Source organism: Roseateles sp. P1_C1_2, assembly GCF_056406535.1.
On record NZ_JBFUAB010000016.1, the window covers coordinates 117,912 to 143,650 of the forward strand.

General features: G+C 71.1%; 23 protein-coding genes. 17 read left to right on the forward strand and 6 right to left on the reverse strand.

Translation table 11 applies throughout. From position 1 onward, the window contains the following. Positions 1–2 precede the first annotated feature (2 nt). Complete coding sequence (locus AC1D2H_RS17235; RefSeq protein ID WP_478011822.1) at positions 3–599, forward strand: YdeI/OmpD-associated family protein; 597 nt, start codon at positions 3–5, stop codon at positions 597–599. On the opposite strand, the gene AC1D2H_RS17240 is transcribed toward AC1D2H_RS17235, so the two are convergent. Then, on the reverse strand, positions 596–1,786 hold the full coding sequence (locus AC1D2H_RS17240) for a GGDEF domain-containing protein (RefSeq protein WP_477932533.1): 1,191 nt from the start codon (positions 1,784–1,786) through the stop codon (positions 596–598). The two genes, AC1D2H_RS17235 and AC1D2H_RS17240, sit on opposite strands and share 4 nt — an antisense overlap. Before the next feature lie 112 nt (positions 1,787–1,898). Here AC1D2H_RS17240 and AC1D2H_RS17245 point away from each other — a divergent pair, with 112 nt between their 5' ends. The 6 genes from AC1D2H_RS17245 (at position 1,899) to AC1D2H_RS17270 (ending at position 8,643) form a co-directional block, all read left to right on the forward strand. After that, complete coding sequence (locus tag AC1D2H_RS17245) at positions 1,899–2,792, forward strand: diacylglycerol/lipid kinase family protein (protein WP_478011823.1); 894 nt, start codon at positions 1,899–1,901, stop codon at positions 2,790–2,792. 10 nt (positions 2,793–2,802) lie between these two features. Beyond that, on the forward strand, positions 2,803–4,092 hold the full coding sequence (locus AC1D2H_RS17250) for an alanine racemase (RefSeq protein ID WP_478011824.1): 1,290 nt from the start codon (positions 2,803–2,805) through the stop codon (positions 4,090–4,092). Next, the gene (locus tag AC1D2H_RS17255) at positions 4,089–5,201 is read left to right on the forward strand and encodes a lactonase family protein (protein WP_478011825.1); all 1,113 of its coding nucleotides are present in this window, start codon (positions 4,089–4,091) and stop codon (positions 5,199–5,201) included. Before AC1D2H_RS17250 ends, AC1D2H_RS17255 begins: the two co-directional genes overlap by 4 nt. A gap of 231 nt (positions 5,202–5,432) precedes the next feature. Then, positions 5,433–5,900: a CreA family protein gene (locus AC1D2H_RS17260; protein WP_478011826.1), complete on the forward strand. Its 468-nt coding sequence runs from the start codon at positions 5,433–5,435 to the stop codon at positions 5,898–5,900. Continuing rightward, on the forward strand, positions 5,897–7,054 hold the full coding sequence (locus AC1D2H_RS17265) for a GGDEF domain-containing protein (RefSeq protein ID WP_478011827.1): 1,158 nt from the start codon (positions 5,897–5,899) through the stop codon (positions 7,052–7,054). Before AC1D2H_RS17260 ends, AC1D2H_RS17265 begins: the two co-directional genes overlap by 4 nt. A 2-nt stretch (positions 7,055–7,056) precedes the next feature. Then, positions 7,057–8,643, forward strand: a complete 1,587-nt coding sequence (locus AC1D2H_RS17270) for an acyl-CoA dehydrogenase family protein (RefSeq protein ID WP_478011828.1) — start codon at positions 7,057–7,059, stop codon at positions 8,641–8,643. Here AC1D2H_RS17270 and AC1D2H_RS17275 read toward each other — a convergent pair. Then, a complete protein-coding gene (locus AC1D2H_RS17275; RefSeq protein ID WP_478011829.1) occupies positions 8,632–9,399 on the reverse strand; it encodes a substrate-binding periplasmic protein in 768 nt (255 codons plus the stop codon). The two genes, AC1D2H_RS17270 and AC1D2H_RS17275, sit on opposite strands and share 12 nt — an antisense overlap. 118 nt (positions 9,400–9,517) lie before the next feature. Here AC1D2H_RS17275 and AC1D2H_RS17280 point away from each other — a divergent pair, with 118 nt between their 5' ends. Then, a complete protein-coding gene (locus AC1D2H_RS17280) occupies positions 9,518–9,715 on the forward strand; it encodes a hypothetical protein (protein WP_478011830.1) in 198 nt (65 codons plus the stop codon). On the opposite strand, the gene AC1D2H_RS17285 is transcribed toward AC1D2H_RS17280, so the two are convergent. Then, positions 9,709–10,359: a response regulator gene (locus AC1D2H_RS17285; RefSeq protein WP_477932551.1), complete on the reverse strand. Its 651-nt coding sequence runs from the start codon at positions 10,357–10,359 to the stop codon at positions 9,709–9,711. The genes AC1D2H_RS17280 and AC1D2H_RS17285 overlap by 7 nt on opposite strands. Positions 10,360–10,550: 191 nt before the next feature. Between AC1D2H_RS17285 and AC1D2H_RS17290 the strand changes: the two genes are divergently transcribed. The 4 genes from AC1D2H_RS17290 (at position 10,551) to AC1D2H_RS17305 (ending at position 13,444) form a co-directional block, all read left to right on the forward strand. Beyond that, on the forward strand, positions 10,551–10,880 hold the full coding sequence (locus AC1D2H_RS17290; RefSeq protein ID WP_477932553.1) for a BON domain-containing protein: 330 nt from the start codon (positions 10,551–10,553) through the stop codon (positions 10,878–10,880). A gap of 123 nt (positions 10,881–11,003) precedes the next feature. Beyond that, complete coding sequence (locus AC1D2H_RS17295) at positions 11,004–11,417, forward strand: response regulator transcription factor (RefSeq protein WP_477932555.1); 414 nt, start codon at positions 11,004–11,006, stop codon at positions 11,415–11,417. Next, a complete protein-coding gene (locus AC1D2H_RS17300; protein ID WP_478011831.1) occupies positions 11,380–12,849 on the forward strand; it encodes a CHASE3 domain-containing protein in 1,470 nt (489 codons plus the stop codon). Before AC1D2H_RS17295 ends, AC1D2H_RS17300 begins: the two co-directional genes overlap by 38 nt. Before the next feature lie 127 nt (positions 12,850–12,976). Beyond that, positions 12,977–13,444: a hypothetical protein gene (locus AC1D2H_RS17305; RefSeq protein WP_477932559.1), complete on the forward strand. Its 468-nt coding sequence runs from the start codon at positions 12,977–12,979 to the stop codon at positions 13,442–13,444. Between the two features lie 2 nt (positions 13,445–13,446). On the opposite strand, the gene AC1D2H_RS17310 is transcribed toward AC1D2H_RS17305, so the two are convergent. Next, positions 13,447–16,002 (reverse strand): EAL domain-containing protein, encoded by a 2,556-nt coding sequence (locus AC1D2H_RS17310; RefSeq protein WP_478011832.1) that lies wholly within the window; start codon positions 16,000–16,002, stop codon positions 13,447–13,449. 211 nt (positions 16,003–16,213) lie between these two features. Here AC1D2H_RS17310 and AC1D2H_RS17315 point away from each other — a divergent pair, with 211 nt between their 5' ends. The 4 genes from AC1D2H_RS17315 (at position 16,214) to AC1D2H_RS17330 (ending at position 22,343) form a co-directional block, all read left to right on the forward strand. Continuing rightward, a complete protein-coding gene (locus AC1D2H_RS17315) occupies positions 16,214–16,657 on the forward strand; it encodes a hypothetical protein (protein ID WP_477932562.1) in 444 nt (147 codons plus the stop codon). 586 nt (positions 16,658–17,243) lie between these two features. Next, positions 17,244–18,986: a hypothetical protein gene (locus AC1D2H_RS17320; RefSeq protein ID WP_478011833.1), complete on the forward strand. Its 1,743-nt coding sequence runs from the start codon at positions 17,244–17,246 to the stop codon at positions 18,984–18,986. Positions 18,987–19,192: 206 nt separating this feature from the next. Further along, positions 19,193–20,923 (forward strand): DUF1800 family protein, encoded by a 1,731-nt coding sequence (locus tag AC1D2H_RS17325; RefSeq protein ID WP_478011834.1) that lies wholly within the window; start codon positions 19,193–19,195, stop codon positions 20,921–20,923. Between the two features lie 10 nt (positions 20,924–20,933). Continuing rightward, positions 20,934–22,343 (forward strand): DUF1501 domain-containing protein, encoded by a 1,410-nt coding sequence (locus tag AC1D2H_RS17330; RefSeq protein ID WP_478011835.1) that lies wholly within the window; start codon positions 20,934–20,936, stop codon positions 22,341–22,343. 4 nt (positions 22,344–22,347) lie between these two features. On the opposite strand, the gene AC1D2H_RS17335 is transcribed toward AC1D2H_RS17330, so the two are convergent. Continuing rightward, positions 22,348–23,217: an SDR family oxidoreductase gene (locus tag AC1D2H_RS17335; protein ID WP_478011836.1), complete on the reverse strand. Its 870-nt coding sequence runs from the start codon at positions 23,215–23,217 to the stop codon at positions 22,348–22,350. Positions 23,218–23,332: 115 nt separating this feature from the next. Between AC1D2H_RS17335 and AC1D2H_RS17340 the strand changes: the two genes are divergently transcribed. Next, positions 23,333–24,211, forward strand: coding sequence for a LysR family transcriptional regulator (locus AC1D2H_RS17340; RefSeq protein WP_477932609.1), 879 nt, complete (start codon positions 23,333–23,335; stop codon positions 24,209–24,211). On the opposite strand, the gene AC1D2H_RS17345 is transcribed toward AC1D2H_RS17340, so the two are convergent. After that, positions 24,208–25,614 carry a M28 family metallopeptidase gene (locus AC1D2H_RS17345; protein ID WP_478011837.1) on the reverse strand — a complete coding sequence of 469 codons (1,407 nt, stop codon included), beginning with the start codon at positions 25,612–25,614 and terminating at the stop codon, positions 24,208–24,210. The two genes, AC1D2H_RS17340 and AC1D2H_RS17345, sit on opposite strands and share 4 nt — an antisense overlap. Positions 25,615–25,739: the final 125 nt, after the last annotated feature.

The following is a 25,739-nucleotide window of genomic DNA, read 5'->3' on the forward strand; positions in this document are numbered from 1 at the left end:
GCATGCCGACACTCGACCCTCGCATCGACACCTATCTGGCCGGCGTACCCGAGTTCGCCCGCCCCATCCTCGAGCGGCTGCGCGAGGACGTGCATGCGGCCTGCCCCGATGTCGTCGAGACCATCAAATGGAGTCGCCCCCACTTCACGCTCGACGGCAAGCTGATGTGCGGCATGTCGGCCTTCAAGGCGCATTGCGCCTTCGGTTTCTGGGAGCGTGAGGGCGCGACCGAAGGCCAGGGCGGTGCGATGGGAGACTTTGGCCGCATCGAGAAGATGACCGATCTGCCCGGCCGCACCGAGCTGCGCAAGCAGATCAAGGCCGCCGCGACCCTGCTGCGGGCCGGCGCACCGCGCGCCGCCAAGCCCAACCGCGAGCCGCGCCCCCAGTTGGAGATGCCCGCCGACTTCGCCGCGGCACTCGCCAAGGTCAAGGCCGCGAAGCAGCACTACGAGGCCTTCGCGCCGAGCAAGCAGCGCGACTACCTGGAATGGGTGCTGGAGGCCAAGCGCGAGGAGACGCGCACCAAGCGCATCGCGCAGGCCGTGGAATGGCTGGCCGAAGGCAAGTCGCGCAATTGGAAATACGAGAGCTGCTAGCCCACTACCGACTGCAGCGTCGAATTGCGCATCCAGTCATCCGCCACGACGACTTGGTTGCGGCCCTTCTGCTTGGCCTGGTAGAGAGCCTTGTCGGCCAGGTGCATCAGCGTCTCGGGTGTGTCGGTCTTGGCAGCCTCGGCGACACCGGCCGACAGCGTCACGCGCAGCGGCTGGCCGCCATCGCCCTTGAGCTCCAGCGCCTCCACGGCCAGGCGCACCTGTTCGGCCAGGTGCTTGGCGCCTGCCACGCCCGTGGCCGGCAGCACCATGCCGAACTCCTCGCCGCCCAGGCGCCCCAGCACGTCCGAGCCGCGCAGCCGCTGCCGCGCGCAGGCCGCCACGGCGCGCAGCACGTTGTCGCCGATGACGTGACCATGCTGGTCGTTGACGCGCTTGAAGTGGTCCAGGTCCAGCATGACGAAGCTGACCGGCTGGTTCTCGCGCCGGCCGCGTTCCAGCGAATGCGCCAGCAGGGAAACGGTCGTGTTGTGGTTGACGGCACCGGTCAGGCCATCGACGCTGGCCAGCTCGCGCATCTGCGCGGCCATGCGCTCGAAGCCGGCCAGCACGAAGCCGAAGCCCGCCGCCAGCACGGCCATGAAGGCCAGCATGAAGATGGCGCTGCTCCAGAAGGCCGCCGCCGCGGTCGGCATTGGCGCGCCACCCGCCCACCAGACACCGAAACCTACGCGCACCCACAGGGCCACGCTGGCCAGCAACAGCATCAGCGCCACGACGCGAAAGGACAATTCACCGCGCCAACCCTGGCGCAGGGCCATGACGGTGGCCGGCAGCAACAGGGCGGCCATGGCAGCCGACATGGTGGCGGCGCGCACCGGTGTGCCGATGTCGAGGATGGCGGGCACCGTGAGCACCGCGGCGACGAGCAGCCAGTGCTGCCAGACCCTCACGCCGCGGTTGAGCAGATGCCAGGACACTGCCGACGCGAACTGGGCCAGTCCCGCCATCAACAGCAGATTGCCGCCCAGCAGCATCAGCCATGCTGGCAGCCAGGGCTGCAGCGCAAAGCAGAGAAAGCCGCCGCACAAGGCTTTGGCCGCACCACTCAAGCGCTTGAGCTCGCTGCGCTGCAGGCCGCCTCGGCCCGCCAGCTCCAGCAGCAGGGTGAGCAGCCCGAAGCCGACGACAAGCATCAGCACCAGCGTCGGTACATCCAGCGTCATGCGGATCGGCTCCCTTCCCCGGGATTTGATCCGAGTGTAGGCAGGCCGAGGGCCGCTGCCGCCAGGGTCTGCGCCGATGGCGCGGTCTGCCGGGCCCGGCTTCAATGCCGGAGTGAGCGCCTCTTCCCTGACCCCCTCCCTGTGCCTGCTGAACCCGCACGCCGCCAACGGCCGCTGCGCCGCCCTCGCCGCGCCGCTGCGCGAGGCCCTGCCCCAGGTACCGCTGGTGCTGCCCGAGAACGTCGCCGCCGCACGCCAGCGCCTGCTGGCCTTGCCCGAGGGCAGCCGCGTCATCGTCGCCGGCGGTGACGGCACCGTGCACCAGCTGCTGCCTGCGCTGGTGGCGCGCAAGCTGCAACTGGCCATCCTGCCCGGCGGCACCGGCAACGACCTGGCGCGGGCACTCGGCCTGGCCCGCATGGGCTGGCGTGAAGCCCTGGCACACGCGCAGCGCGCACCCGCTTCGGCGATGGATCTCGGCGAGATCACGACGCCCGACGGTGGGCCGCAGCTCTTCATGTCCAGCCTGACGGCCGGCTTCGACGCAGCCATCGCCATCCGCGCCCAGGCCGCGCCCAACTGGCTGCGTGGCCAGCCGCGCTATCTGTGGGCCACGCTCAGCGAGATCGGCCGGCTGCGCGTCTATGCGATGCGTGTCGAGGCGGACGGCCAGTTGCTGCACGACGGCCCGCTGCTGTTCGCCTCCAGCCTGAACACATCGACCTACGGCAGTGGCATGCCGGCGGCGCCCGGCGCGCGCGTCGACGATGGCGAGCTGCAGCTGCTGCGCGTCGGCGCCTTCGGCCGCCTCGGCGCACTGATGATGATGCCGCTGCTGCTGACCGGCCAGCACCTGCGCCACGCCAAGGTGGCCTTGAGCAGCTTCAAGTCCCTGCGCCTGACCGCGCTCAAGCCCGTGCCGCTGGCCGTGGACGGCGAACCCCTGGCCTCCAGCACCGACATCACCGTGCGCGTGCGGCCCCTCGCCCTCAGCGTTGTTCGTTGATGATGGCGACATGGATCACGACGACCACAACACCCCGCGCGCCGGCTGGCTGGGCCCCTGGCTGAAAGGTTTTCCGGCGCTGCAGCCGCCGGTTCTGCTGGCCGATGTCGCCCAGCGCGCCTGGACGCTGCACGCGCTGCCCACACCGCTGGCCGTCGTGCGCCAGCAGGCCCTGGCCCACAACATCGCCTGGATGCAGGACTTCGCGGCCCGCCACGGCGTCGAACTTGCGCCGCATGGCAAGACGACGATGAGCCCGCAGCTGTTCCGCCGCCAGCTCGACGCCGGCGCCTGGGGCCTGACTTTTGCCAACGTGCACCAGCTGCGCCTGGGCCTCGCGGCCGGCGCGCGGCGGGCCCTGATCGCCAACCAGCTCATCAGCGCGGCCGAACTGGCCGAACTGCTGGACCTGCGCCGCCGCCACGCCGGCCTGGAGCTGGCCTTCTTCGTCGACTCGCAGGCCCAGCTCGACCTGCTCGCGACGCACTGGGCCCAGCTCGGCAGGGGTGAAGCGCGCGTGGATGTGCTGGTCGAGCTCGGCACCTCGCGCTGCGGTGTGCGCGAGCATGAACCGGCGCTGGCCCTGGCCCGCGCCCTCCAGACCCACCCGGCCTTGCGGCTGCGTGGCGTCGGTTTCTATGAAGGCCTGCAGATCAAGGGCGAGAACGCCGCCGACCGCACGCTGATGCAGCAATGGCAGGCACGCATCCAGGCCCTGCTGGACGCCATCGAGGCCGAGGGACTGCTGGACGTCGACGCGCGGCCGATGTGGCTCAGCGGCGGCGGCTCGGCCGCCTTCGATCTGGTCGCGCCGGTGCTGGCCGGCCAGCCCGGCCGCCTGGGCCTGTTGCGCTCGGGCTGCTATGTCTGCCATGACCACGAACACTACGGCCGCTATATGCAGACCATGGACGCGCGCATGGGCACGCCGCTCAGTTCGCCCAGCCTGCTGCCGGCGCTGGAGGTCTGGACCCAGGTGCTGTCCTGCCCCGAGCCCGGCCTGGCGATGCTGAACGCCGGCCGACGCGACCTGTCCTTCGACGCGGGCTGGCCGCTGCCGGTCTGGCATCTGCGCGGCACCGAAAGGACGCGAGCCCCGGCAGGTTGGCGCGTGACGGCCCTGAACGACCAGCATGCCTATCTGCGCTGGGACCCGAGCGAATGCGACGGCCCCGCCGTCGGCGAGCGCGTCGCCCTGGGGCCTAGCCACCCCTGCACCACCTTCGACAAATGGGCCTGGATGGCCGTCGTCGACGAAGGCGACCGTGTCGTCGATGCCATCACGACACAGTTTTCATGAATCGCCGCCATCTGCTGAGCTTGTCCGCCGCCGCCTTGATGCCCGCCACTGCCGCCACACCCTCGCCGCGCTTCCTGCATGTCGGCACCTATGCGCCCCTCGGCCAGGGCCTCTACAGCTTTGCCATCGCTGCCGACGGCGGCTTGAAACCGCTCGGCCTGACGGCCAATGCCAACAGCCCGAGCTGGCTGGCGGCCCACGGCCGCCACGTCTATGCCGCCGAAGAAGGTGGTGACCACGTCACCGTCTATACCCAGGACGACGCCGGCCGGCTCGAGCTGCTGCAGCGCCAACCCAGCGGCGGCCGCAGCCCCGCGCAGCTGTCGCTGAGCGCGGGCCGTGCGTGGGTCGCCCACTATGGCGACGCCCGTTTCGCCGCCCTGCCTTTGCAAGCGGACGGCCGCCTCGGTGCGGCCGAGAGCTGGGCCAGCTGCACCGGCCCCGACTGCGGCCCCGGCCCCCAGCGGGCGGTGAAGGGCCCGCCCGGCAGCCAGGCCAACAGCGGCCACGACGCGCCGCACGCCCACATGATCCAGGCCAGCCCCGACGGCCGCTGGCTGCTCGGCACCGACCTGGGCCGCGACAAGCTGCTGGTCTGGCCGCTGGCGCCCGGCATTCCGCAGGCGCCGGCGCAAGAGCTGGCCCTCAGCGCCGGCTCCGGCCCGCGCCACTTCGCCTTCCATCCGACAGACCCGCGCTGGGTCTATGTGCTGCAGGAGGAATCGTCCACGCTGTCGACCGTCGAGCTGACCGCTGCCGGGCCGCGCCTGCACGGCGAGATCTCGGTGCTGCCGGCCGGCTTTGCCGGCACCAGCTACGCGTCCGACCTGCTCGTCGCCCCGGGCGGCAAGCATCTGTACGCCCTGAACCGCCTGCACGACAGCCTGGCGGTCATCTCCCTGGCCCGTCCCGCCGGCCCGCGCCTGCTCGACCACCACTGGGTGCATGGCAGCTACCCACGCAGCGCCGGCCGCGCCGGCCAGCATCTGTATGTGTGCAACCAGCGCAGCGACCAGCTCAGCCATTTCGACCTGAGCCGCCCCGAGCGCCCGCGCTTCACGGGCCGCCAGGCTGCCGTCCCCGCCCCGGCCGGCGCCTGCGCGCTATAAAGCCTGTTCGCCCCATGTCAACGGGCCGCGTTGTGGCTGGCGGCTGCGGAACGCTTCACGCTGAACCTTGCTGAGCCACAACCCTTCGGGAAGGCAAGCCGCCAGGGCGCACTCTGCGTTGCATCGCTTGCCCGCACACGAGTGCGGGCTGTGCGCTGCGCCTTGATTGCGCGCTGGCGACTTACCTTCGCGACCCATTGCCATGAAGCGAACAGGCCCTAGACTGGCCCGATGAAGCACGCCGCCCTTGTTCTGCTGCTCGCCGCCACCACGCTGGCCCGGGCCGAGCCGATTGGCTCGGTCGACACCGCCTTCAAGCTCATCGGCCCCGACCACAAGGTCGTCGTCGACGCCCACGACGACCCCAAGGTGCAAGGCGTGACCTGCTATGTGTCGCGCGCCAAGACAGGCGGCATCAAGGGCGCCATCGGCCTGGCCGAGGACAAGGCCGAAGCCTCCATCGCCTGCCGCCAGGTCGGGCCGATCACGATCACCCAGCCGCTGCCGCGTCAGGAAGAGGTCTTCAACGAGCGCATCTCGCTGGTCTTCAAGCGGCTGCGCATCGTGCGCATGGTGGACCCGGCGCGCAACACGCTGGTCTACCTGACCTATTCCGACCGCCTCATCGACGGCTCGCCGCAGAACAGCGTGACCGCCGTGCCGGTGCCTCGCGAAACCCCCATTCCGGTCAAGAAATGACTTTCGTCGAAGCCCTGTTCGCGCTGATGCCCATGCAGGCGCTGGCCGCGGCGTTGGTGTTGATCACGCTGATCGGCTGGCGCGGCGCCAATGCCGGCGGGCGCTGGGCCCAGGTCGGCATGACGGGCCTGGCCCTCGGCCTGGCCCTCGTCAGCCCCGCCCTGGCCGGACGCTTCACGGCGCCGCCTGGCCTGCACAGCATCGGCCTGGCCGTCATCAGCCTCGGCCTGTCCTCGCTGTGGTGGGCCCTGGGCCTGTGGCTGACACCGCGGCCCGGGCGCTGGGTGATGGCGGCGGCACCGCTGCTGCTGGGCGTCGGCCATGCACTGCTGGCGGACGATCACGCTGCGGCCCAGACGCTGGCCGATGCGGCGCTCGGCGCCCAGCTCGCCTGGCTGGGCGTGGCCCTGACCCTGCCCCAACGCGCGACCGTGCTGCAAGGCCTGAACAGCCGCCGCTGGCGCCTGCTCGGCCTGGCCGCGGTGCTGCCCCTGCTGGCCGCCATGCTCGGCCGCGCCGCAGCCACCCTGCTCGGCGATACGGCGCCCTTGCCCGATCTGCTGCTGGCCCTGGCCGGCCAGCTCGCGCTGCTGCTGAGCCTGCCCATGCTGCTGCTGGCCTGGCGCGGCCAGACCGAGGCCGAACTGGCCCGCCTGGCCCAGACCGACGGCCTGACCGGGCTGACCGACCGCAATGCCTTCACGCAACGCTCCGTCGATCTCATCTCGATGGCGCGCCGCTACGAAGAGCCGCTGGCCCTGGTCGTGCTGGACCTGGACGACTTCGCGACGCTGCAGGCCGAGCGCGACATGGATTTCGCCGACCGCGCCCTGGCCCTGTTCGCCAGCTGCGTGCAGGCCCAGATGCGCCTGGGCGACCTGGCCGGCCGACTGGCCGGCGAGCAGTTCGGCGTGCTGATGGCGCGCTGCCTGCCCGAGGGCCCGCAAGCCCTGGACGCCCGCCTGCGCAAGGCCCTGGCCGAGCGCGCGCCGGCCGAGCTGGGCATGCCGCTGTCCTTCAGCGCCGGCTGGGCCAAGCTGCGCCCCGGCGACCGCGGCCTGCCCGACCTGCAGCGCCGCGCCGAGACCGCCCTCTACGAAGCCAAGCGCGCCGGCAAGGGCCAGCTGATGGCCGAACCCGGCGTTTCGGATTGAGCATGCAGGCCAACCTCGTCGACGAATGGGTCGGCCACAACCTGCTGGCGACTGACCCGGCCTTGCTGACTGCGCTGCGCGAGGCCGCGCCCCAGGCCGTCGAACCGCTGACGCGCTATGGCGCCGAACTCGGCAGCGCCGAGACCGCCCAGCTGGCCCGCGACGCCAACCGCCACGGCCCGCAGCTGCGCCAGCTCGACGCCCGCGGCCGACGCATCGACCTCGTCGACTTCCATCCCAGCTGGCATGCGCTGCTGGCGATGTACCGCCGCCAGGGCCTGGTCGGCGACGTCTTCGCCACCGACACGCCCGGCCGCTGGACCCAGTTCGCCGCCGGCTGCTATCTGCACGGCCAGGTCGAGGCCGGCTCGCTGTGCCCGGCCACGATGACCCAGGCGGCGATTCCCGTGCTCGCCAGGCAACCCGAGCTGTTCGCCCCGCTGCGCGACAAGTTCTTCAGCCGCGAGCACGACCCGCTGGACCGGACGCTGACCGAGAAGCCGTCGATCTGGGTCGGCATGGGCATGACCGAAAAGCAGGGCGGCTCCGACCTGCGCCGCGTGACGACCGAAGCCGTCGAGCAGGCCGATGGCAGCTATGCCATCACCGGCCACAAATGGTTCTTCTCCGCGCCGACCAGCGACGCCCACCTCGTGCTGGCCCGCACCGACGCTGGCCCGACCTGCTTCTGGCTGCCGCGCTACACGCCCGACGGCACGCGCAATGCCATCCACGTGATGCGCCTGAAGGACAAGCTCGGCAACCGCAGCAACGCCAGCAGCGAGGTCGAGTTCCACGGCGCCTGGGCACGCCGCCTCGGCGATGAGGGCCGCGGCATCCCGACGCTGATCGAGATGGCCGGCTACACGCGGCTGAACTGCGTCATCGGCAGCGCCGCGCTGCTGCGCGCCGGCCTTGTGCAGGCCCTGCACAACGCCCGTGAACGCAGCGCCTTCGGCCGTCACCTGGCCGAGCAGCCGCTGATGCAGAGCGTGCTGGCCGACCTGGCGCTGGAAAGCGAGGCTGCGATGCGCCTGATGCTGCGCCTGGCGCGCGGCTTCGAGAGCAACGAGCCAGCCTGGCAGCGCCTGATGACGCCGGCCGCCAAGCTGTGGGTCTGCAAACGCGCCATCGAATGCACCGGCGAGGCCATGGAGCTGCTGGGCGGCAACGGCTATGTCGAGGACGGCGTGTTGGCACGGCTCTACCGCGAGGCGCCGGTCAACTCCATCTGGGAAGGCTCGGGCAATGTGATGGCCCTGGACGTACTGCGCGCCGTCGCCCGCGAGCCGGACGTCGCCCTGGCCCTGCTCGACGAGTTCGCGGCCAGCCCCGATGCGCCGGTGCACGCCGAAGTCCAGGCGCTGCGACGGCTGTTGACCGACGACCCAGCCGCGCTGGAGGCCCAGGCCCGGCGTGTCGCGCAAGGCCTGGTGCTGTGCGCTCAAGGGCTGCTGATGCGCGAGCAGTCTTCCACCGTCACGGCCGATGCCTTCATCGCGACCCGCTTCGGCGGCGACGGCCGCATGCTGGGCACCCAGACCGTGCCGCAGGCCAGGCAGATCCTGGACGCCGCCCTAGTCGGCTAGGTATCTGCGCACGATGCGCGCCTGGGTGCCGTCCTTCTCCAGCGCCTCGGCCGCCTCGCGGTAGCGCTGCACCAGGCTGGCATCGACCGAGCGCCTGCTGAACATGACCTGGGCGGGCTCGTGGGACAGCACGACGGCCGTCGCCGCGACGCGGCTCGCCAGGCCGAGCTCGCGCAGCTCCCAGCGCGCCGTCGCCTCGCTGGCCAGCACGCCGTCCACACGGCCGATCTCCAGCATCTGCCACAGGCTGCGCCGCGCCGAGGCCTGGGTCAGCGTCGCGCGGAAGGCCGCATTGCCGAGCAGCTCGGCATAGTCCGGGCCATAGACGACACCGATCTGCACGCCCAGCTTGAAGCCCGGCCGCCAGGCTTCCTGCAGGCGCGTCGCGCTGCCGAAATCGGTCTCGCGGCCGGCGCGCACGAAGAGCCGGTTGGCGACCAGCACATGCTGCTCCACCCAATGGGCATAGGCCTCGCGCTCGGGGCGGCGCAGCGCGCCCGGCAGCACGTCGAGGCGCCCGGCCTGCAGTTCGACCAGCGCGCGCGCCCAGGGCAGTTCGACCCAGACCGCCCGGCAACCCATGCGCTGCAGCGTCTGCTCGGTCAGCTCGGCCTGCAGGCCGACGATGTGGCCGGCCGTGTCACGCATCGTGTACGGCGGGTCGGGGTTCCAGCGCACGCGCAGTTCGCAGGCGGCGGCCGGCAGCGCCACGAGGCTCAGCCAGGCAAGGATCAGCAGAAGACGAGGCGATGACACGCCCGCATTGTGGGTGAGGGCAAGCCCTGTCAGAACACTCCGACAGGCCACAGCGCCGCCCGCTGATACAGCGGCTGGCGGCCAGCGGCAAAGCTATGGCCCACATCAGGAGCCCCTCATGAGCATCGACGCACCGCTGACGCAGAACCCGCTGGCCGAGGCCACGCCCCATCGCCCGCTGTGGACGACCCTGACGCGCTGGTGGTCGCCGACCGCTGGGTCGGCCAACGATGCGGTGCTGGGCTATGAGTCCGCCCTGCCGTGGACGCTGGGCGATGACGTCTCGGCCGAGAGCGGCGAGACGCGGTACTACTGAATCAGCCCGTTCTTCAGCGCGTAATAGGTCAGGTCACTGTTGGTGGCCAGCTTGAGCTTCTCGAGCACGCGCGTGCGGTAGGTGCTGACGGTCTTCACGCTGAGGAACAAGGCCTCGGCGATATGCCCCACGGTCTCGCCCTGGGCCAGGCGCAGGAAGACCTGGAACTCGCGTTCCGACAGCGCCTCGTGCAGGGGCTTGTCCGGCGCCGCGCCGCCGCTGCCACCCCCCATCACGCTGTCCGCCAGCTGCTCCGCCACCGCCGGGCTGATGTAGCGCCGGCCCCGCGCCACCAGGCGGATGGCGTTGGCGATCTCTTCCGGATCGCATTCCTTGTTGAGGTAGCCGCTGGCGCCCTGACGCAGCAGCGTCGTCGCGTAATGCGCCTCGGGAAAGCCGCTCAGGATCAGCACCGGCAACTCAGGGAAGCGCGCCTTGATGGCGGCCAGCGCATCCACGCCGCTCTGGTCGGGCATGGAGATGTCCAGCAGCAGCACGTCGACCTCGCCGCCGCGCGCCATCTCCAGCGCGTCGTGGCCGCTGGCGCCTTCGCCCGTGACGCGCAGGTCGACATGCTCGGACAGGAACTGGCGCAGGCCGGTGCGCACGATGGCGTGGTCGTCGACGATGCCGATACGGATCATGGTGAGAGCTTTGTCCGGGGGAGTGCGCCCAGCGTAGCAGCCTGCCATGCGCGCCGCGAGAGTCGCAGTCCTACATCGGCGCCGGCCGAGTCCGACAGGGCGCCGCGCTACGGGACTATGCCGCCGCTATCGGCGCGCCGCGATAGTCGACTCCAGCGGTTCCGTGAAGCCGCCATCCAAGGAGAACTGCAATGCTGAACAAGTCCGTCATCACCCTCGCCGTCGCCACCGCTCTCACGGCCACCCTGGCCGCCACCAGCGGCTGTGCCGTCACCCGCAACCAGGAAACCGTCGGCGCCTATGTCGACGACGCTGCGCTGACCACCCGCGTCAAGGGCAAGTTCGCCGCCGACCCGACGGTCAGTGCCATGGCCATCAGCGTCGAAACGCTGAAGGGCACGGTGCAGCTGTCCGGCTTTGCCAAGTCCTTCGAGGAAAAGGCCATGGCCGAAAAGCTGGCCCGTGAGACCTCCGGCGTCGTTGCCGTGCGCAACGACATCGCCGTCCGCCACCCGCAGTAAGCGCGCCGCTCAGGGACTTCCCCTAGGAGAAGTCCTACAGCGCGATGCGCTGCCGGCACTGCCGGCCCGACGCGGAAGCGGTCCATACTCCACACCCATCAACCCTCGCGCCGCCGTCGGGCCATGCCAGCACTCAGAGCCTTCATCGTCGAAGACAGTCCGGTGATCCTGGAGAACCTGATTGCGACGCTCGAGGAGCTGGCTCAGGTCGAGGTGGTCGGGTCGGTGGCCGACGAGGCCGGCGCGGTGCGCTGGATGAGCCGGGACCCCGATGCCAATGCCGATCTCTTCATCGTCGACGTCTTCCTGCGTTCCGGCACCGGCCTGGGCGTGCTGCAGGCCGCCCAGCAGCTCGGCCTTCGAGCCCGGCGTGTCGTGCTGACCAACTACGCCACCGAGGAAATGCGCCGCCGCTGCGCCAGCCTCGGTGCCGAACGGGTGTTCGACAAGAGCCGCGAGCTCGACGACCTCATCAGCTATTGCGCCGAACTGGCCGAACATGCCCCAGCAGCGCGCCCTGCCGCCGCAGCCAGTTGAACGGCTGACGGTGCTGCGTCATCTCGATCCCTGGCTGGAAGGTGCCAGCCGCAATCGCGGTCTGGCCGTCGGCTTCGCCGCGCTGGCGGCGGCCGCCGTCATGGGCGTCAGCGAGGCTGCGTTCTGGGGCGCCGACGAGGCGCTCAACCAGTCGCAGGCCCGCCACCAGGCCCGCAACGACGGGCTGCGGCTGCGCGAGTTGCTGACCGACGCCGAGACCGCCCAGCGCGGCTATCTGCTGACGGGCCGAGACGACTACCTCGCGCCGATCAAGCTGGCCGAGCAGGAGCTGCCCAATGTACTGTCGCGGCTGCGCGGCCAGTACGCCAGCTCCGAATGGGAAGCCCTGGTGGCCGACGCCAGCCGGCGCGCCAGTGAAAAGCTTTCCGAGCTGCAGCTGGTGGTCAAGCTCTACCGCGAGGGGCAGGACACGGCCTGGCACGGGTTGGTGGAGTCCGACATCGGCCGCGAAAAGATGCAGGCCGTGCGCGACGCCGTCGGCCAGCTCGACCAGCACGAACTCACGCAGATCGCCACCGAGCGCGACGCCGTCGTGCGCTCGCTGAACTACGGCCGCATCGGCGTGCATGGCCTGACGCTGGTCAGCCTGTTCGGCCTGGCCATCTTCCTGCGTCGCAACGAGGCCTTGCACATGGCCCGCCGCGAGCATGCCAAGGAACTGGCGCAGGAGCGCGACCGGCTCGACCGCGAGGTGGCGCGCCGCACCGCCGAACTGACCGAGCTGGCCCATCACCTGCAGACGGTGCGCGAGGACGAGCGCGCCCACCTGGCCCGCGAGCTGCACGACGAGCTCGGCGCGCTGCTGACTGCGGCCAAGCTCGACGTCGCCCGCATCCGCCGCATGACGCGCACCGCGGCGCCCGAGATCGACGAGCGCCTCAAGCACATGAGCGAGCTGCTCGACCAGGGCATCGCGCTGAAGCGCCGCATCATCGAGGATCTGCGCCCCTCCGCGCTGTCCAACCTGGGCCTGATTCCGGCGCTGGAGATCCTGACCCAGGAATTCGCGCAGCGCTCCGGCCTGCAGCTCAGCCTGGAGCTGATGGAAGGCCCCAGCGACGAGGCCGGCCGCCTGGCCATGTACCGCCTCGTGCAGGAGGCCCTGACCAATGTGATGCGCCACGCCAAGGCCAAGCATGTGCGGGTGTCGCTGGCCGAAGCCGATGGCTGGCTGCAACTGCACATCCGTGACGACGGCCAGGGCTTCAACCCCGAGGCCGTGGGCGCCGGCCACCATGGCCTGCTGGGCATGCGTTACCGCATCGAGAGCCTGGGCGGCACGCTGCAGCTGTTGTCCGCGCCCGGCCGTGGCACGCTGGTGCTGGCCCGCCTGCCGATGCGCGAGGACCCGGAACCCGAGCCCGTCGCCGTGACCGTGCCGGGCGAACTGGGCGCCTCCAGCCCTTCCTGAATTCCTACAAGCCAAGCTTGCGCGGGCCGACATGGCGCCGCCGCTGCCCGACCCACACTGCCGTCGTCAGGGTGGCCGCGCCGACAGAGCGCGGCGGCCCGCTTCAGAAGCAGCCAGGAGGGTGTCCATGCAATTCCCGCGATCTCTGCACGCCGAGGGTTGGCGCAAGCAAATGCCGGCCCATCGACCGCTGCCGGACCTGCCGCTGTCGCCGCGCGACGCCGATGCCGTGTCGCCGTCGCTGCACAGCCGCCGCTTCCACGCGGTGGCCATGCTGGTCATCATCGCGGCCCTGGGCGCCAGCGCCGGCCTGGACGTCGTCGACGACCCGCGCCCGCTGGACGTGCAGATGAGCGCCGCCCTGCACCGGGCCGGCGACACCTTGCGCAGCTGGCAGGAGCATCTGTCGCGCGGGCTGCAGGTGTCGCTGCGCGCGGTCGCCGATGGCCGTGACGCGACACCGTCCGCCACGCCGCCCGATGACACCGCCCTGGTCGCCCGTGCCGATGCCCCGGCCACGGCTGCCGACGCCGACGACCGCGACCAGCCGGTGCGCGCCGACGTGGCCCCGCGCCAGCTCCAGCCCACGCGCTAGGCTCAGGCCGGCACGGCCTCTTCGCCCAGGGCCAGCAATTCGCCCACCGGCTGGGGCCGGTGCAGCAGGAAGCCCTGCACCTCCCCCACGCCCAGGCGCACCAGTTCCAGCAGCACCTCGGGCGTCTCCACGCACTCCGCCACCGTCGTCAGGCCCAGGGTCTGGGCCACGTCGACGAAGCTGCGCACGGCCACCTGATCCAGCGGATCGGTCATCAGCGCCTTGACGAACTGGCCGTCGATCTTCAGCAGGTCCACCGGCAGCGCCTTCAGATAGCTGTAGGACGAGGCGCCCGCGCCAAAGTCGTCCAGCGCAATGCGCGCGCCCAGGGCGCGCATCTGCTGGACGAAGCGCACCGCCACGCCGAGCTGGGTGATGACGGCCGTCTCGGTGATCTCCAGGCACAGTGTCCTGGCCCGCTCGGGGCCGAGCTCGGTCAGCAGCGCGCGCGCCTCCTGGTGATAGACCGCGTCCTGCAGCGTCAGTGCCGACACGTTGATGGACAGCGACGCGATCTCGGGCGGGCCGCCGCGCCGCAGCAGTTCGACGGCCTGGCGCAGCACCCAGCGGTCCAGCCGCGGCGCGAGGTGGAAACGCTCGGCGGCCGGCATGAAGGCACCGGGCAGCACGCGCGTGCCGTCGGGCTCGCGCAGCCGCAGCAGCAGCTCGCCGCGCAGGCGGCCGTCGTCCAGCCCTTGAGCCGGCAGCACGCGCTGCAGGTCGAGCTCGAAACGGTCTTCGTCCAGCGCCTGCTGCAGCCGCGTGGCCCAGCGGTGTTCACTCTGGTGGGCGCGCAGGGTGGCGTCGTCGGGCGCCCACAGCTGCACGCGGTTGCGCCCCTGCTCCTTGGCGATCATGCAGCAGGCATCGGCCTCGCGCATGGCCGCGTCGGCATCGGGCCAGCGCCCGTCCAGCGGCGCCACGCCGATGCTGGTGCCGATGCGAAAGCGCTGTTCGCCATGCACATAGCGGTACTGGTCCATCGCGTCGCAGAGTTTCTGCGCCACGCGCAGGGCCTCGTCCAGCGAGCAGTTCTCGAGGATGGCTGCGAACTCGTCGCCGCCCAGCCGGGCCACCGTGTCGCGGCCGCGCACGCCGGCTTCCAGTCGCCGCGCCACCTCGCGCAGCACCTCGTCGCCGGCGGCGTGGCCGCAGTGGTCGTTGACGAGCTTGAAGCGGTCCAGGTCGAAAGCCAGCAGCGCATGGTGGCTGCCGTCGCGCTTGGCGCGCTCCAGCGTGCGCGCCAGGCGCTGGCCGAATTCCATGCGGTTGACGAGGCCGGTCAGGCCGTCGTGGCTGGCGCGCCAGCGGATCTCGTCGAACTGGCGGCGCTGCTGCGTGACATCGCGAAAGACCAGCACGGCACCGAGCACACGGCCGTCGGCATCGCGGATGGGCGCGACCGAGTCGTCCACGGCGCGCAGTTCGCCGTCGCGGCTCAGCAGCATCGCACCGGCCGGCAGGCGGGTGGGGCGGCCGGTGTCCAGGCAGCGCCGCACCGGGTCGGCGAGCAACTCGCCCGTCTCCTCGCGCTGCGGCAGGAAGACGCGGCTGGAGGGCTGGCCACGCGCCTCGGCCGCCGCCCAGCCGGTCAGGCGCTGGGCGACGGGGTTGAGCCAGGTCACGCGACCCAGGGCGTCGGTCGTCAGTACCGCATCGGCGATGGACTGCAGCGTCACCTCCAGCAGCTCATGCTGCTCCTGCAACTGCTGCTGCATGCGGCGCGCCTCGCTGACGTCCCAGCAGACACCTGACAGCCGCAGCGGCCGGCCGCTGGCGTCGCGCAGCACGCGGCCCGAGCTGCGCAGCACATGCAGGCTGCCGTCGGGCCAGCAGACCCGCCACTCACCGTCCAGCTGCGGCCCGTCGCGCAGGGCCGCGCGCACGGTCGCCATCGCGTTGCGGCGGTCCTGCGGGTGCAGGCGCCGGCGCCAGCGCGCAAGGCTGATCTGGCCCTGCCGCGGCTCGCCATGCAGCTTCCACATCGCGTCGTCCCAGGCCACCTGACCATGGCGGTTGTCCTGCAGGTCCAGGCTCCAGACGCCGATGCCGCCACTGTGGGTGGCCAGCGCCAGGCGTTCCAGCGTGCGCTCGAGCTCGGCGCGCACTTCCGCGGGCTCGCTGACATCCAGCATGACGACGCCCACGCGCCGCCCGGTCTCGTCCTCGTCATACCGGCCGACGACGCGCAGCACGCGCCGCCCATCAGCACCCGATTCGTAGGGCAGCTCGACATCCCAGCCCTCGCCATCGGCGGCGGCGCGCTGCAAGGCGGCGTCCAGCATGGCCGCGCCGTCGGGCCCGAAGCGCTGCAGCAGGGCCGCCAGCGTCGGCACCTGGCCGGCCGGCAGACCCAGCAACTCGCAGGCCGAGTCGGACAGCGTCAGCTTGCCCGTGTCGGCCTGCCATTCCCAGGCGCCGACACCGGCCAGGCGGCTGCAACGCGCCAGGAAGCGGGCGTTCTGCGCCAGCGCCAATTCGGCGGCCGAGACGGAGGCGGCGAGCCCGGCCCGCTGTGCCGCATCGGCGGGCACCTCCGTGTGCAGGGTTTCGCTCATCAATGCTGCTCCAACGCCAAGGCCAGCAAGCATCGAGCCCACCACTGCCCCGCCGCGTCGGCAGGACGGGAGGCGGCCTGTAGGACAAGGCCGCATTCGCAGGTTCGCGCCGCCTGTCCTACAGGCGCGGCGCTGGCAGGCTGACAACGATCGCCCCCGGCGCGGCGTTCACTGGGCACGGCGGCACGGCCGCATTTCTCAGGAGCACCTCATGACCACCCCCAGCACCCCCTTCACACGCTGGATCGCGCCGACCCTGCTGGGCCTGGCCGCGCTGACCACCCTGCCCACCGCCCAGGCGGCCGACGTCGGCGTCTCCATCGGGTTCAGCCAACCGGGCGTCTACGGGCGCGTCGACATCGGTCGCTATCCGCAACCGGTGCTGTGGGCACCCCAACCGGTCATCATCGGCCGCCCGGTCTACCGCGCCCAGCCGGTCTATCTGTGGGTGCCGCCCGACCACCGCCGCAACTGGCGCCGTCACTGCAGCTATTACGGCGCCTGCGGCGCCCCGGTCTATTTCGTCGAGGACGGCTGGTACCGCCAGAACGTGGTGGTCCATCGCGAGCGCGACTGGCGCCGCGACGAGGGGCATGACCATCATCACCACGACCGCGGTCGCGGCCACGGCCACGGTCATGGCCACCGCGACTGATCACCTGCAAAAGGCCACGCCGGGCCCGCAGTTCCGGCCACCGGCCAGCGGCGTCGCGGCCTAAAGTCGGGTCAACCCTGACCGTTGTGCCGCCTCCGCGCGGCTGGCCCGGATGCCCGACTCTGCCTCCCCTGCTTCCCCACTCCCGCTGACCCCACCGCCGGCTCCCCGCCGGCGTTCCAGCTATGCCTGGCCCATGGCCCTGGCCCTGGCCGCCTGCGGTGGCGGGGGCGGCGCCCCACCCAGCGAGGTGCCCGAGCCGCCGCCGCCCGCACCAGCGCCCAGCCCGCTACCCATGCCGGTGCCCGTGCCGACGCCCAGCCCGTCGCCTTCGCCGAGCCCGGCCCCCTCGCCAGCGCCGAGCCCGGCGCCGACGCCGGCGCCAACGCCTGCACCCACTCCGGCACCAGCTCCAACTCCAACTCCCGCACCGGCACCCACGCCAGCGCCTGCCCCTACGCCAGCGCCCACACCGGCGCCGACGCCTGCACCTGCGCCGACTCCGACGCCGGCTCCCACGCCGATCCCCCCCGCGCCACCAGTTGCCGGTGTCGTCTCTGCCGGCCTGGCCCTGAGCGACGCCACCGTGCGCGTGCTGGACGCCACCGGCAAGTCCATCGCGAGCGCCAAGAAAGTGACCGCCGGCACGGGCGCCTACGGCCCCATCACGCTGACCAACGCCGGCCCCTTCCGGGTCGAAGCCTGCGGCAACCTGAACGACCGACAGATCTGCCTCTGGGGCGTCACCAACAACGGCGGCACGCTGAACCTGACGCCGCTGACCAGCGCCATCACGGTCTTGGCCAGCGGCCGGGCGCCCGATGCGCTGATGACGGGGGCCCTGGCGACCCTGCCCGACACCGCCCTGGCCACCGCCCAGACTCAAGTGCGCACCGCCCTCGCACCGGCCCTTGCCGACGCCGGCCTGGCCAGCGACTTCGACCTGCTGGCCGGGGCGCTGACGCCGGGCTCGCACACCGGCCAGGACCGGCTGCTGGACACCGTGGGCGCGTCCTTCGGCACCGACACAAAACCCTATGTCGTGCTCAGCTCACGCCTGGGCACCGGGACCGCTTACCTGGAGCCGGGCACGACGCAGGGCAGCCTGAACTTCGACAGCGCCGCGGCCGGCCTCGACCTGGCGGGCATCGACGCCCTCTTTGCCAAGATGATCGCGGCCGCGGCCAGCAAGGACTGCCAGCCCCAGTTCATCCCGCTGTTCAATGCCGGCACGCGGGTGACGGCGGCCGGCCAGACCTTCTCGGGTGCCTCCGACGCGGCCCAGTTGCTGTGCATCCGGTTGTCGGGCACCTTCGACGAGGTGTCCTTCACCGGCGGCAAGCTGCTGCCCAGCCCGGTGAGCCGCTGCGACTTCAGCGTGCCGGCCTCGCCGAGCTGCCGGGTCAACCTGATTTTCCAGAACGGCAGCGGCGTGCAAGTGCCGCTGGGGGTGGAGCAGGCCGTCATCAAGCTGCCCGGCGGCTGGTCCTTCCTCGGCAACCGGCTGGCCGTGCAGGCCGCGGCGAATGCGCGCGTGGTGCTGACACGCCGCGTCGACAACACCGCCGCCGACAGCTATGCGCGTTTCCTGGACATCCGCATCCCCGTCGTGGGCGCCCTGCAGTGCGCGCGCGTCAGCCAGAAGGACACCAGCGGCGCTGACGTGCCCATCGCCTATTTCAAGAAGGTGAGCGGCGCGGCCAATCTCAGCCTGTGGAGCCTCGGCGCCACGGACGCGACGCCCAGCCTCGATCCCGCCAGCGGCGCGACGCGTGGCGCCAACGCCTATTCGATGCCGTTGACCGGGGCGGCGGGCGACGCGGTGGCGCGCAACGTCGCGCGCGCCGGCCCGGCCTTGCAGATCGATTTCTACAAGGACGCCGACTGCGTCACCGAGACCACCACGGCCGACGGCATCGCCGATGGCAACCGCATCAAGCTCGACCTGGCCGGCGCGCCGCCGCTGGCGGCCAACCTTGCCGGGCAATCCTGGCCGCAATTGGGCACGACCTCCCTCAATGCGCTGACGACGCTGAAGGCGGCGGCCGCCGCCAAGCTGACCTACAGCCCGGCCTGGAGCTATGTCTACGCCGGCACGGCGATGGCCAAGGCCCAGCTCTGCAGAGACGCGGCTTGCGCACAGCTCGTGATGGAACTGAACCTGGCACCCGCCGCAGCGACGGCCGCACTGTCGATCACGCTCGGCAGCACGGCGGTCAACGCAGCCGACTTCAAGCAACTGCGCCTGCTGGGCCGCACGCCGGACGGACTGACGCTTCAGCTTGACGCGCAGGCTTGCACGGCCAAGGGCGCCGGCCTGCCCTGCTAGCGCGCCATTGGGGCGTATTGGGCGTGCCCGATGTCACGCGTCGGCCAGGTTCAAGCGGCGTCTTGTTGCCATTGGTAAGCGGCCCGCCCGAGGGCAACCTCGCGTTACCGCGACAAGCCCTGAGCGGCCATCATGCGCGGCCCTCACCCTCGCGACCGACGACGATGCGCCCGCCTGCTCCTCCCTTCGCTCGCCCCAGCCGCGTCATGTCCGCCGGCGCGTGGGTCATTTCATTCACGCTGGCCTTGGCCGGCTGCGGCGGCGGGGGTGGTGGTGGCAGCACCAKCAGCCCCGCCAGCGCCGACCCCACGCCCCCCGCCGCCGCCGCCGTGCCGCCGATGACGCAGCGCGACGCGGTGCGCCTGGCCTCGCAGGCGAGCTTCGGCGCGACCGAGGGCATGGTCACGCAGATGCGCACGCAAAGCGCCGCCGCCTGGGTGCAGGCCCAACAGCAGCTGCCGCAGGCCTCGCGCTACACCTCGGGCGGCACGAGCGCCGTCCACACCGACACGACCGGCGCCGGCTTCTGCGACCAGGCCGCCAACAAGGGCGACAACTGCTGGCGCGACGCCTTCTCCAGCCAGCCGCTGCTGTGGGACTTCTACCGCAATGCCGTCAACCAGCCCGACCAGCTGCGCCAGCGCGTCGCCTTCGCGCTGCAGCAGATCGTCGTCGTCAGCAACTTCGAGGTGGAAGGCACCTACGGCCTGCGCCGCTACCAGAACGCGCTGCTGGAGAACGCCTTCGGCAGCTACCGCGACGTGCTGCGCCAGGTGGCGCTGAGCCCGGTGATGGGCGACTACCTGAATGGCGTCAACAACGACAAGACCGCGCCCAACGAGAACTTCCCGCGCGAGCTGCTGCAGCTCTTCTCGCTGGGCACCTGCCTGCTGGAGGCCGACGGCAGCCTCAAGGGCGGGCGTTGCCAGCCCACCTACGACAACGCCACCGTCCGCAACTACGCCTATGCGCTGACCGGCTGGACCTACCCCGCCGGCGGCAAGTCCAAGTGGGGCTGCTCGCCCAAGGGCGCCAACTGCCAGTTCTACGACGGCGAGATGGCGCCGCTGCCGGGCCTGCACGACAGCGCCGAGCGTGCGCTGCTGGCCGGCGGCAAGAAGGCCGCCGGCAGCACGCCCGCCCAGGCGCTGGACGCCGTGCTGGACAGCCTGATGGCCCACCCCAACATGCCGCCCTTCATCGGCCGCCAACTCATCCAGGCCCTGGTGCGCTCCAACCCGACGCCCGCCTACGTGGGCCGCGTGGCCGCGGCCTTCCAGAGCGGCACGTTCAGCAAGGAGGGCCTCAGCTTCGGCACGGGCAAGACGGGCGACCTGGCCGCCACCGTGGCCGCCGTGCTGCTGGACGCCGAAGCCCGCGGCGATGCGCCCCCTGGTGCCCGCGGCGGCCGGCTGCGCGAGCCGGCGCTGATGATGACCGGCGTGCTGCGCGCGCTGAACGGCCAGACCGACGGCGACGCCCTGGGCTGGTGGTGGGGCGAGACGCTGCGCCAGCATGTCTTCCGCTCGCCGTCGGTCTTCAACTTCTACCCACCCGACTACCCGGTCCCCGGCACCCAGCTGGGCGGCGGCGCCTTCGGCATCCACAACGCAAATACGTCGCTGGAAAGGCTGAACTACCTGACCTATCTGCTGAACTGGGGCGGCTCCCAGCCCTCTGCCACGGTGCCCAAGGCCACCGGCACGCAGGTCACGCTGGACGCCTTCGACGCCGACGCGGCCGATGCCGGCAAGCTCGTCGACCGGCTGTCGCTGCTCGCCCACGGCGAGGTGCTGCCCTCGGCGCCGCGCGCCAAGGTGCTGGAGGCCGTGTCCTGGTGGACGGACAAGACCGACGCCAAGACCTGGCAGCGCAACCGCGTGAGGACCGCGGCCTACCTCGTCTTCGCCGCGCCGCAATACCAACTCGTCCGCTGAGGGTCGCACCATGCACCACCACCCCACCCCCAGCCGCCGCCGTCTGCTCGCCGGTGCCCTCGGCCTTGGCACGCTGGGCGCCTTGGCGCCCCTGCGCGTGGCGCGCGCGGCCGACTTCAAGGCCCTGGTCTGCGTCTTCCTGTATGGCGGCAACGACGGCATGAACACCGTCGTGCCGATGGACGCCACCCGCCATGCCGACTACACCCGAGTACGCGCCGGCCTGGCCCTGCCGCTGGCCAGCCTGGGCCGCCTGGGCAACAGCGACTTCGGCCTGCACCCCGCGCTGGCCGCGCTGAACCCGCTGTTCGCGGCCGGCAGACTGGCCGTGCAGTTCAACGTCGGCCCGCTCTACGCACCGCTGACCAAGGCCCAGTACCGCGCCGACGCCGGCAAGACAGTGCTGACACCGCCCAGCCTGTTCTCGCACAGCGACCAGCAGGTGCTGTGGGAAAGTGCCAGCACCGACGCTCAGAGCCGCACTGGCTGGGGTGGCCGCGCTTCGGCGGCGCTGGGCCTGGCCAGCCCCGTCATCAGCGTGGGCGGCAATGGCCACTTCGGCCTGTCGGAACTCGCCGCGCCACTGGTGCTGCCCGGCCCGGGCGACGGCTTTGGCGCCGCCGGCCTGGCAGCGGCCGACGTGAGCTGGAAACCCAATGCGCTCAAGCTCGACGCCATGAAGGCGCTGGCTGAGCAGTCGGCCGACACCGACCTCGCCGGTGCTTTCCAGAAGCAGCAGATCGACGCCTTTGCGCTGTCCGAACAGCTCGGTGCTCTGGTCCAGCGCAAACCCGGCGAGGCGGGCAGCAACATCGCCATCGACACCGCCTTTGCACCCCTGATCGCCGACGGCAACGTCAGCACCGGCATCGGTAAACAGCTCTACCAGGCCGCCAAGCTGCTGGACGTGCGCGCCACGCTGGGCGGCAACCGGCAGATCTATTTCGCCCAGCTCGGCGGCTTCGACACGCATGGCGAGCAGGTCGCCGGCGACGCGACGGCGGGGCATCACGCAGGCCTGCTCAAGCAGCTCGGCGATGCCCTCGCCTGCTTCCAGGCCGCGCTGAAGGCACTGGGCCTGGCCGAGGCCGTCACCACCTTCACGCAAAGCGACTTCGGCCGCACTTTCAAGCCCAACAGCAGCAGCGGCACCGACCACGCCTGGGGCAACCACCACCTCGTGCTGGGCGGGGCCGTGCGGGGCGGCTTCTATGGCAGCTACCCGACGCTGGCCGTCGGTGGGCCGGACGACGCCAGCATGAACAGCTGGGACGAGCAGGGCCGCTGGATTCCCACCAGCTCGGTCGACCAGTACGCCGCGACGCTGCTGGGCTGGCTGGGCGCGAGCGCCGGGCAGTTGGACGCGGTGCTGCCCAACCTGGCCAACTTCGGCAGCGCGCGCACGCTCGGCTTCGTCTGACGGCTCAGCCCGCCTGCACGCGTTCGGCCACGAACGCCTGGTAGGTACGCAGCGGACGCCCCAGCAACTGCACCAGCTTTTCGGCCGCGCCGTCCGCGCCGATCTGGCCCAGCCGCTGGATGCCGCTCATCATCAGCCGCAGGTCGTAGGCCATCCAGCCCGGCGCGTTCTGTGCCAGTTGCGCCTCGAAGGCCTGCACGTCGTCACCGGCGTAATGGATGTCGCGGCCCAGCGCCTGGCTCCAGACGGCCGCCGCAGCGGGGCCGTTGATCACGTCGGGGCCGACCACTTCCAGCAGCAGGCGTGGCAGCGGCTGCGGCGCGCGGTCGCGGCGCAGCAGCTCGGCCACGGCGATGTCGGCGATGTCGCGCGCGTCCACCATCGCGCAGCCTTTTGAACCGATGGGCATGGGGAACACGCCATAGCCCTCGATGACCGGCTGCACCTGCACGTCGTTCTGCATGAAGTAGGCGGGGCGCAGGATGGTCGCCGGCAGGTCCAGTTTTTCGATCATGCGTTCCACCGTGTACTTGCCGGTGAAGTGCGGCACATCGACGTAGAGGTCCGCGTTGATGACCGACAGGTAGACGATGCGCTGGATGCCCGCTTCGCGGGCGACGTTCAGCGCCTGCAGGGATTGCGTCACTTCGTCGGCGGCGAGCGCGTTCAGCAGGAACAGCGTGCGGATGCCTGACATCGCCTGGCGCATGGAGGCCACGTCGGTCAGGTCGGCGACGACGCCCTTGACGCCCGCGGGCAGGGACAGCGTGCCGGTCTGGCGAACCAGGGCGGTGACGTCCGCGCCCTGGCGGGCGAGACCTTGGACGACGAGGGAACCGATGGTGCCGGTGGCGCCGATGACGAGGATGCTCATTTGAAAACTCCGTGGTCTGAAGGTTGTGTCGGAAGGGACGGAACGAAAGATAGGCCGTTGCAATCCATAAACACAGACACCAAAATCAAGACTCACTGTCTTGAATTCAAAACACATGGACCTGAACGCGCTGGTGGACTTCAACCTCGTGGCCACCCACGGTGGCTTTGGGCGGGCGAGCCGGGCCAGCCGGCGCTCCAAGGCGACGCTGTCACGCCGCGTGGCGGACCTCGAGGATCAGCTGGGCGTGCGGCTCATAGAGCGCAGCGCCAAGGGGCTGGAACTCACCGAGGCGGGGCAGCAGCTGTTGGCGCGCACGGAGGGACCCATGCATGAGGTGGTCGACGCCTTCAGTTCGGCGCGCGAAGGCTCGGCCAAGGTCGCTGGGCGGCTGCGCATTGCCGCGCCCATCCTGTTTTCGCAACTCGCGATGGGCCGGCTGGCGGCCGACTTCCGGCGCCTCTACCCCGACGTCACCCTCGACGTGGTGGCCGACGACCGCGTGGTCGACCTGGTGGAAGAGCAGTTCGACGTGGCCATCCGCCCCAACCCGCGGCCGGACACCGCGCTGGTCGGGCGTTGCTTTGCGCTGGACAGGCTCGTGGTCGTCGCCGCGCCCTCGATCGCCATGCCTGGGCCCAGCCCCACGCCCGTGCGGGTCGCCGCCGTCGTCAGCGCCTTGCTCGACGGCGCCACCTGGGCCCTCGACGACGGCCGCCTCACGGTCGAGCCCGACCCTGTGCTGCGCTTGTCGTCGATGCTGATGATCCGGGACGCTGCCATCGCCGGCGCCGGCGTCACGCGGGTGCCGCAGTCCATCGTCTGGCGGCAGCTTGCCAGCGGAGAACTCGTGCTGTGGGGCGCCGTGGCCGGCCCTGCGGTGGAGTTGTGGGTGCTGCACACCTCGCGGCGCCTGGCCAGCCCGAAGGTGAAGGCCTTCGTCGAGTTCATGGGGTCGCGCTACCCCGGCGGTTCGCTGGTGCTGAGTGGCTAGCGCCGCGGCAAAGGAAAGCTCGCCAGGCTGGCGTAGCCCTTCTTCGATACCGCCTGCACGCCGAAGACGACGTTGTCCTTGGACACCGGCAGCGTCACGCGCGTGGCCTTGCCCACGTCCTTGAACTGCTGCCAGGCGGCTGAATCGGTATCGCGCCAGACGATGCGGTAGCCAGCCACCTCGGGGTCATCACTGGCCTGCCATTCCAGCGTCGAATCGTTGGTCAGCTCGCGGGCATCGAGCCTGACACCCTTGAGCGGCGCAGGCGCCCAGGCCAGCGTCGCCAGGCCGGCCAGGTTGGCCCGCGTCACGTCGGCCACATAGGGGAAGTCGACGAATTCGGGCAGGTCGCCATAGACGATGCCGTTCTCGGTCCTGGGGTTCTGGTGCTGGTGGGCGAAGTTCTCGAAGGGCTCGCTGATGCGCACGGCCGCATAGCCGCGTTCGAGGAAGGGGATGTGATCGCCGCCGCGCAGATAGCGGTCGCGGCGCTGGATGAGTTGGACCGTGAAGCCGGGCATGGCCGCTTCGGCGGCCGCCTTGAGGTGGCGGCCGAGCTGGTGGGTGGGCAGGTCCTCGTTGCCACCGGCCTGCAGCAGCGGCAGCAGCTCGGCCTGCATGGCGGCAATGGACTTGGCGTCGGTCTCGCTGGCTGGACGGTTGGCGTTGGCGGCGGTCAGCAGGCGCACCAGCGGGTCGAGGCCGTCGGCGAACAGGCGCRGCCGCCTCGCGTCGCGCTGGCCGGCGTCGCCGCGCGAGCTGCCGACGATGTCGTTGGTGATCATGGCCTCGACGTTGGTGCCGGCGGCGCGGGCCTCGCGGGCCCATTGCGCGGCACCGAGCAGGCCCTGCTCCTCGCCGGGCACGGTCATGAAGACGAGGGTGGCGTCGAACTGGCGCCGCGCCATCACGCAGGCCAGCTCCATGACCGTGGCCGTGCCGGACGCGTCGTCGTTGGCACCCGGGGCTTCGCCGAGGGCGTCCATGACATCGCTGTTGCGCGAGTCGTAGTGGCCGCTGACGACGAGGACGCGGCTCTTGCTCGCGCCGCGGCCGGGCAGCGTCGCGACGACGTTGACCAGCTCGGTGGGCTGGTTGACGCGGTTGCCGGCCGGCTCGATGAAGCTCTGCTCCTCCACCTGCAGCCGCCCGCCGGCCAGTTTGGAACAGGTCGACAGCTCGGCCGTGATCCAGCGCCGCGCGGCGCCGATGCCGCGGCTGTCGGAGGCGATGTCGGACAGGGTGTGGCGCGTGCCGAAGCTCACCAGCTTGCGGATGCGCGCCTCGATGCGCGCCGGGCTGACCTCGGCCAGCATGGCCTGGAGATCGTCGGCCGGCAGGGTCTGGGCCTGGGCCGTGGCGGCGAGCAGGACGAGGGCGAGTGTGGCGAGTCGGGCGTGCATGCAAACGATTCTGCCCTTGCCGGGTTGGCCGGCTTCTTCTACTCTGGCGGGGCCTGTGAACCCCTCTGGGGTCGGATGCGTTGCCACTCAAAAGTCCGCGAGCAAGGCGTGAGGTGAAGCCGGGG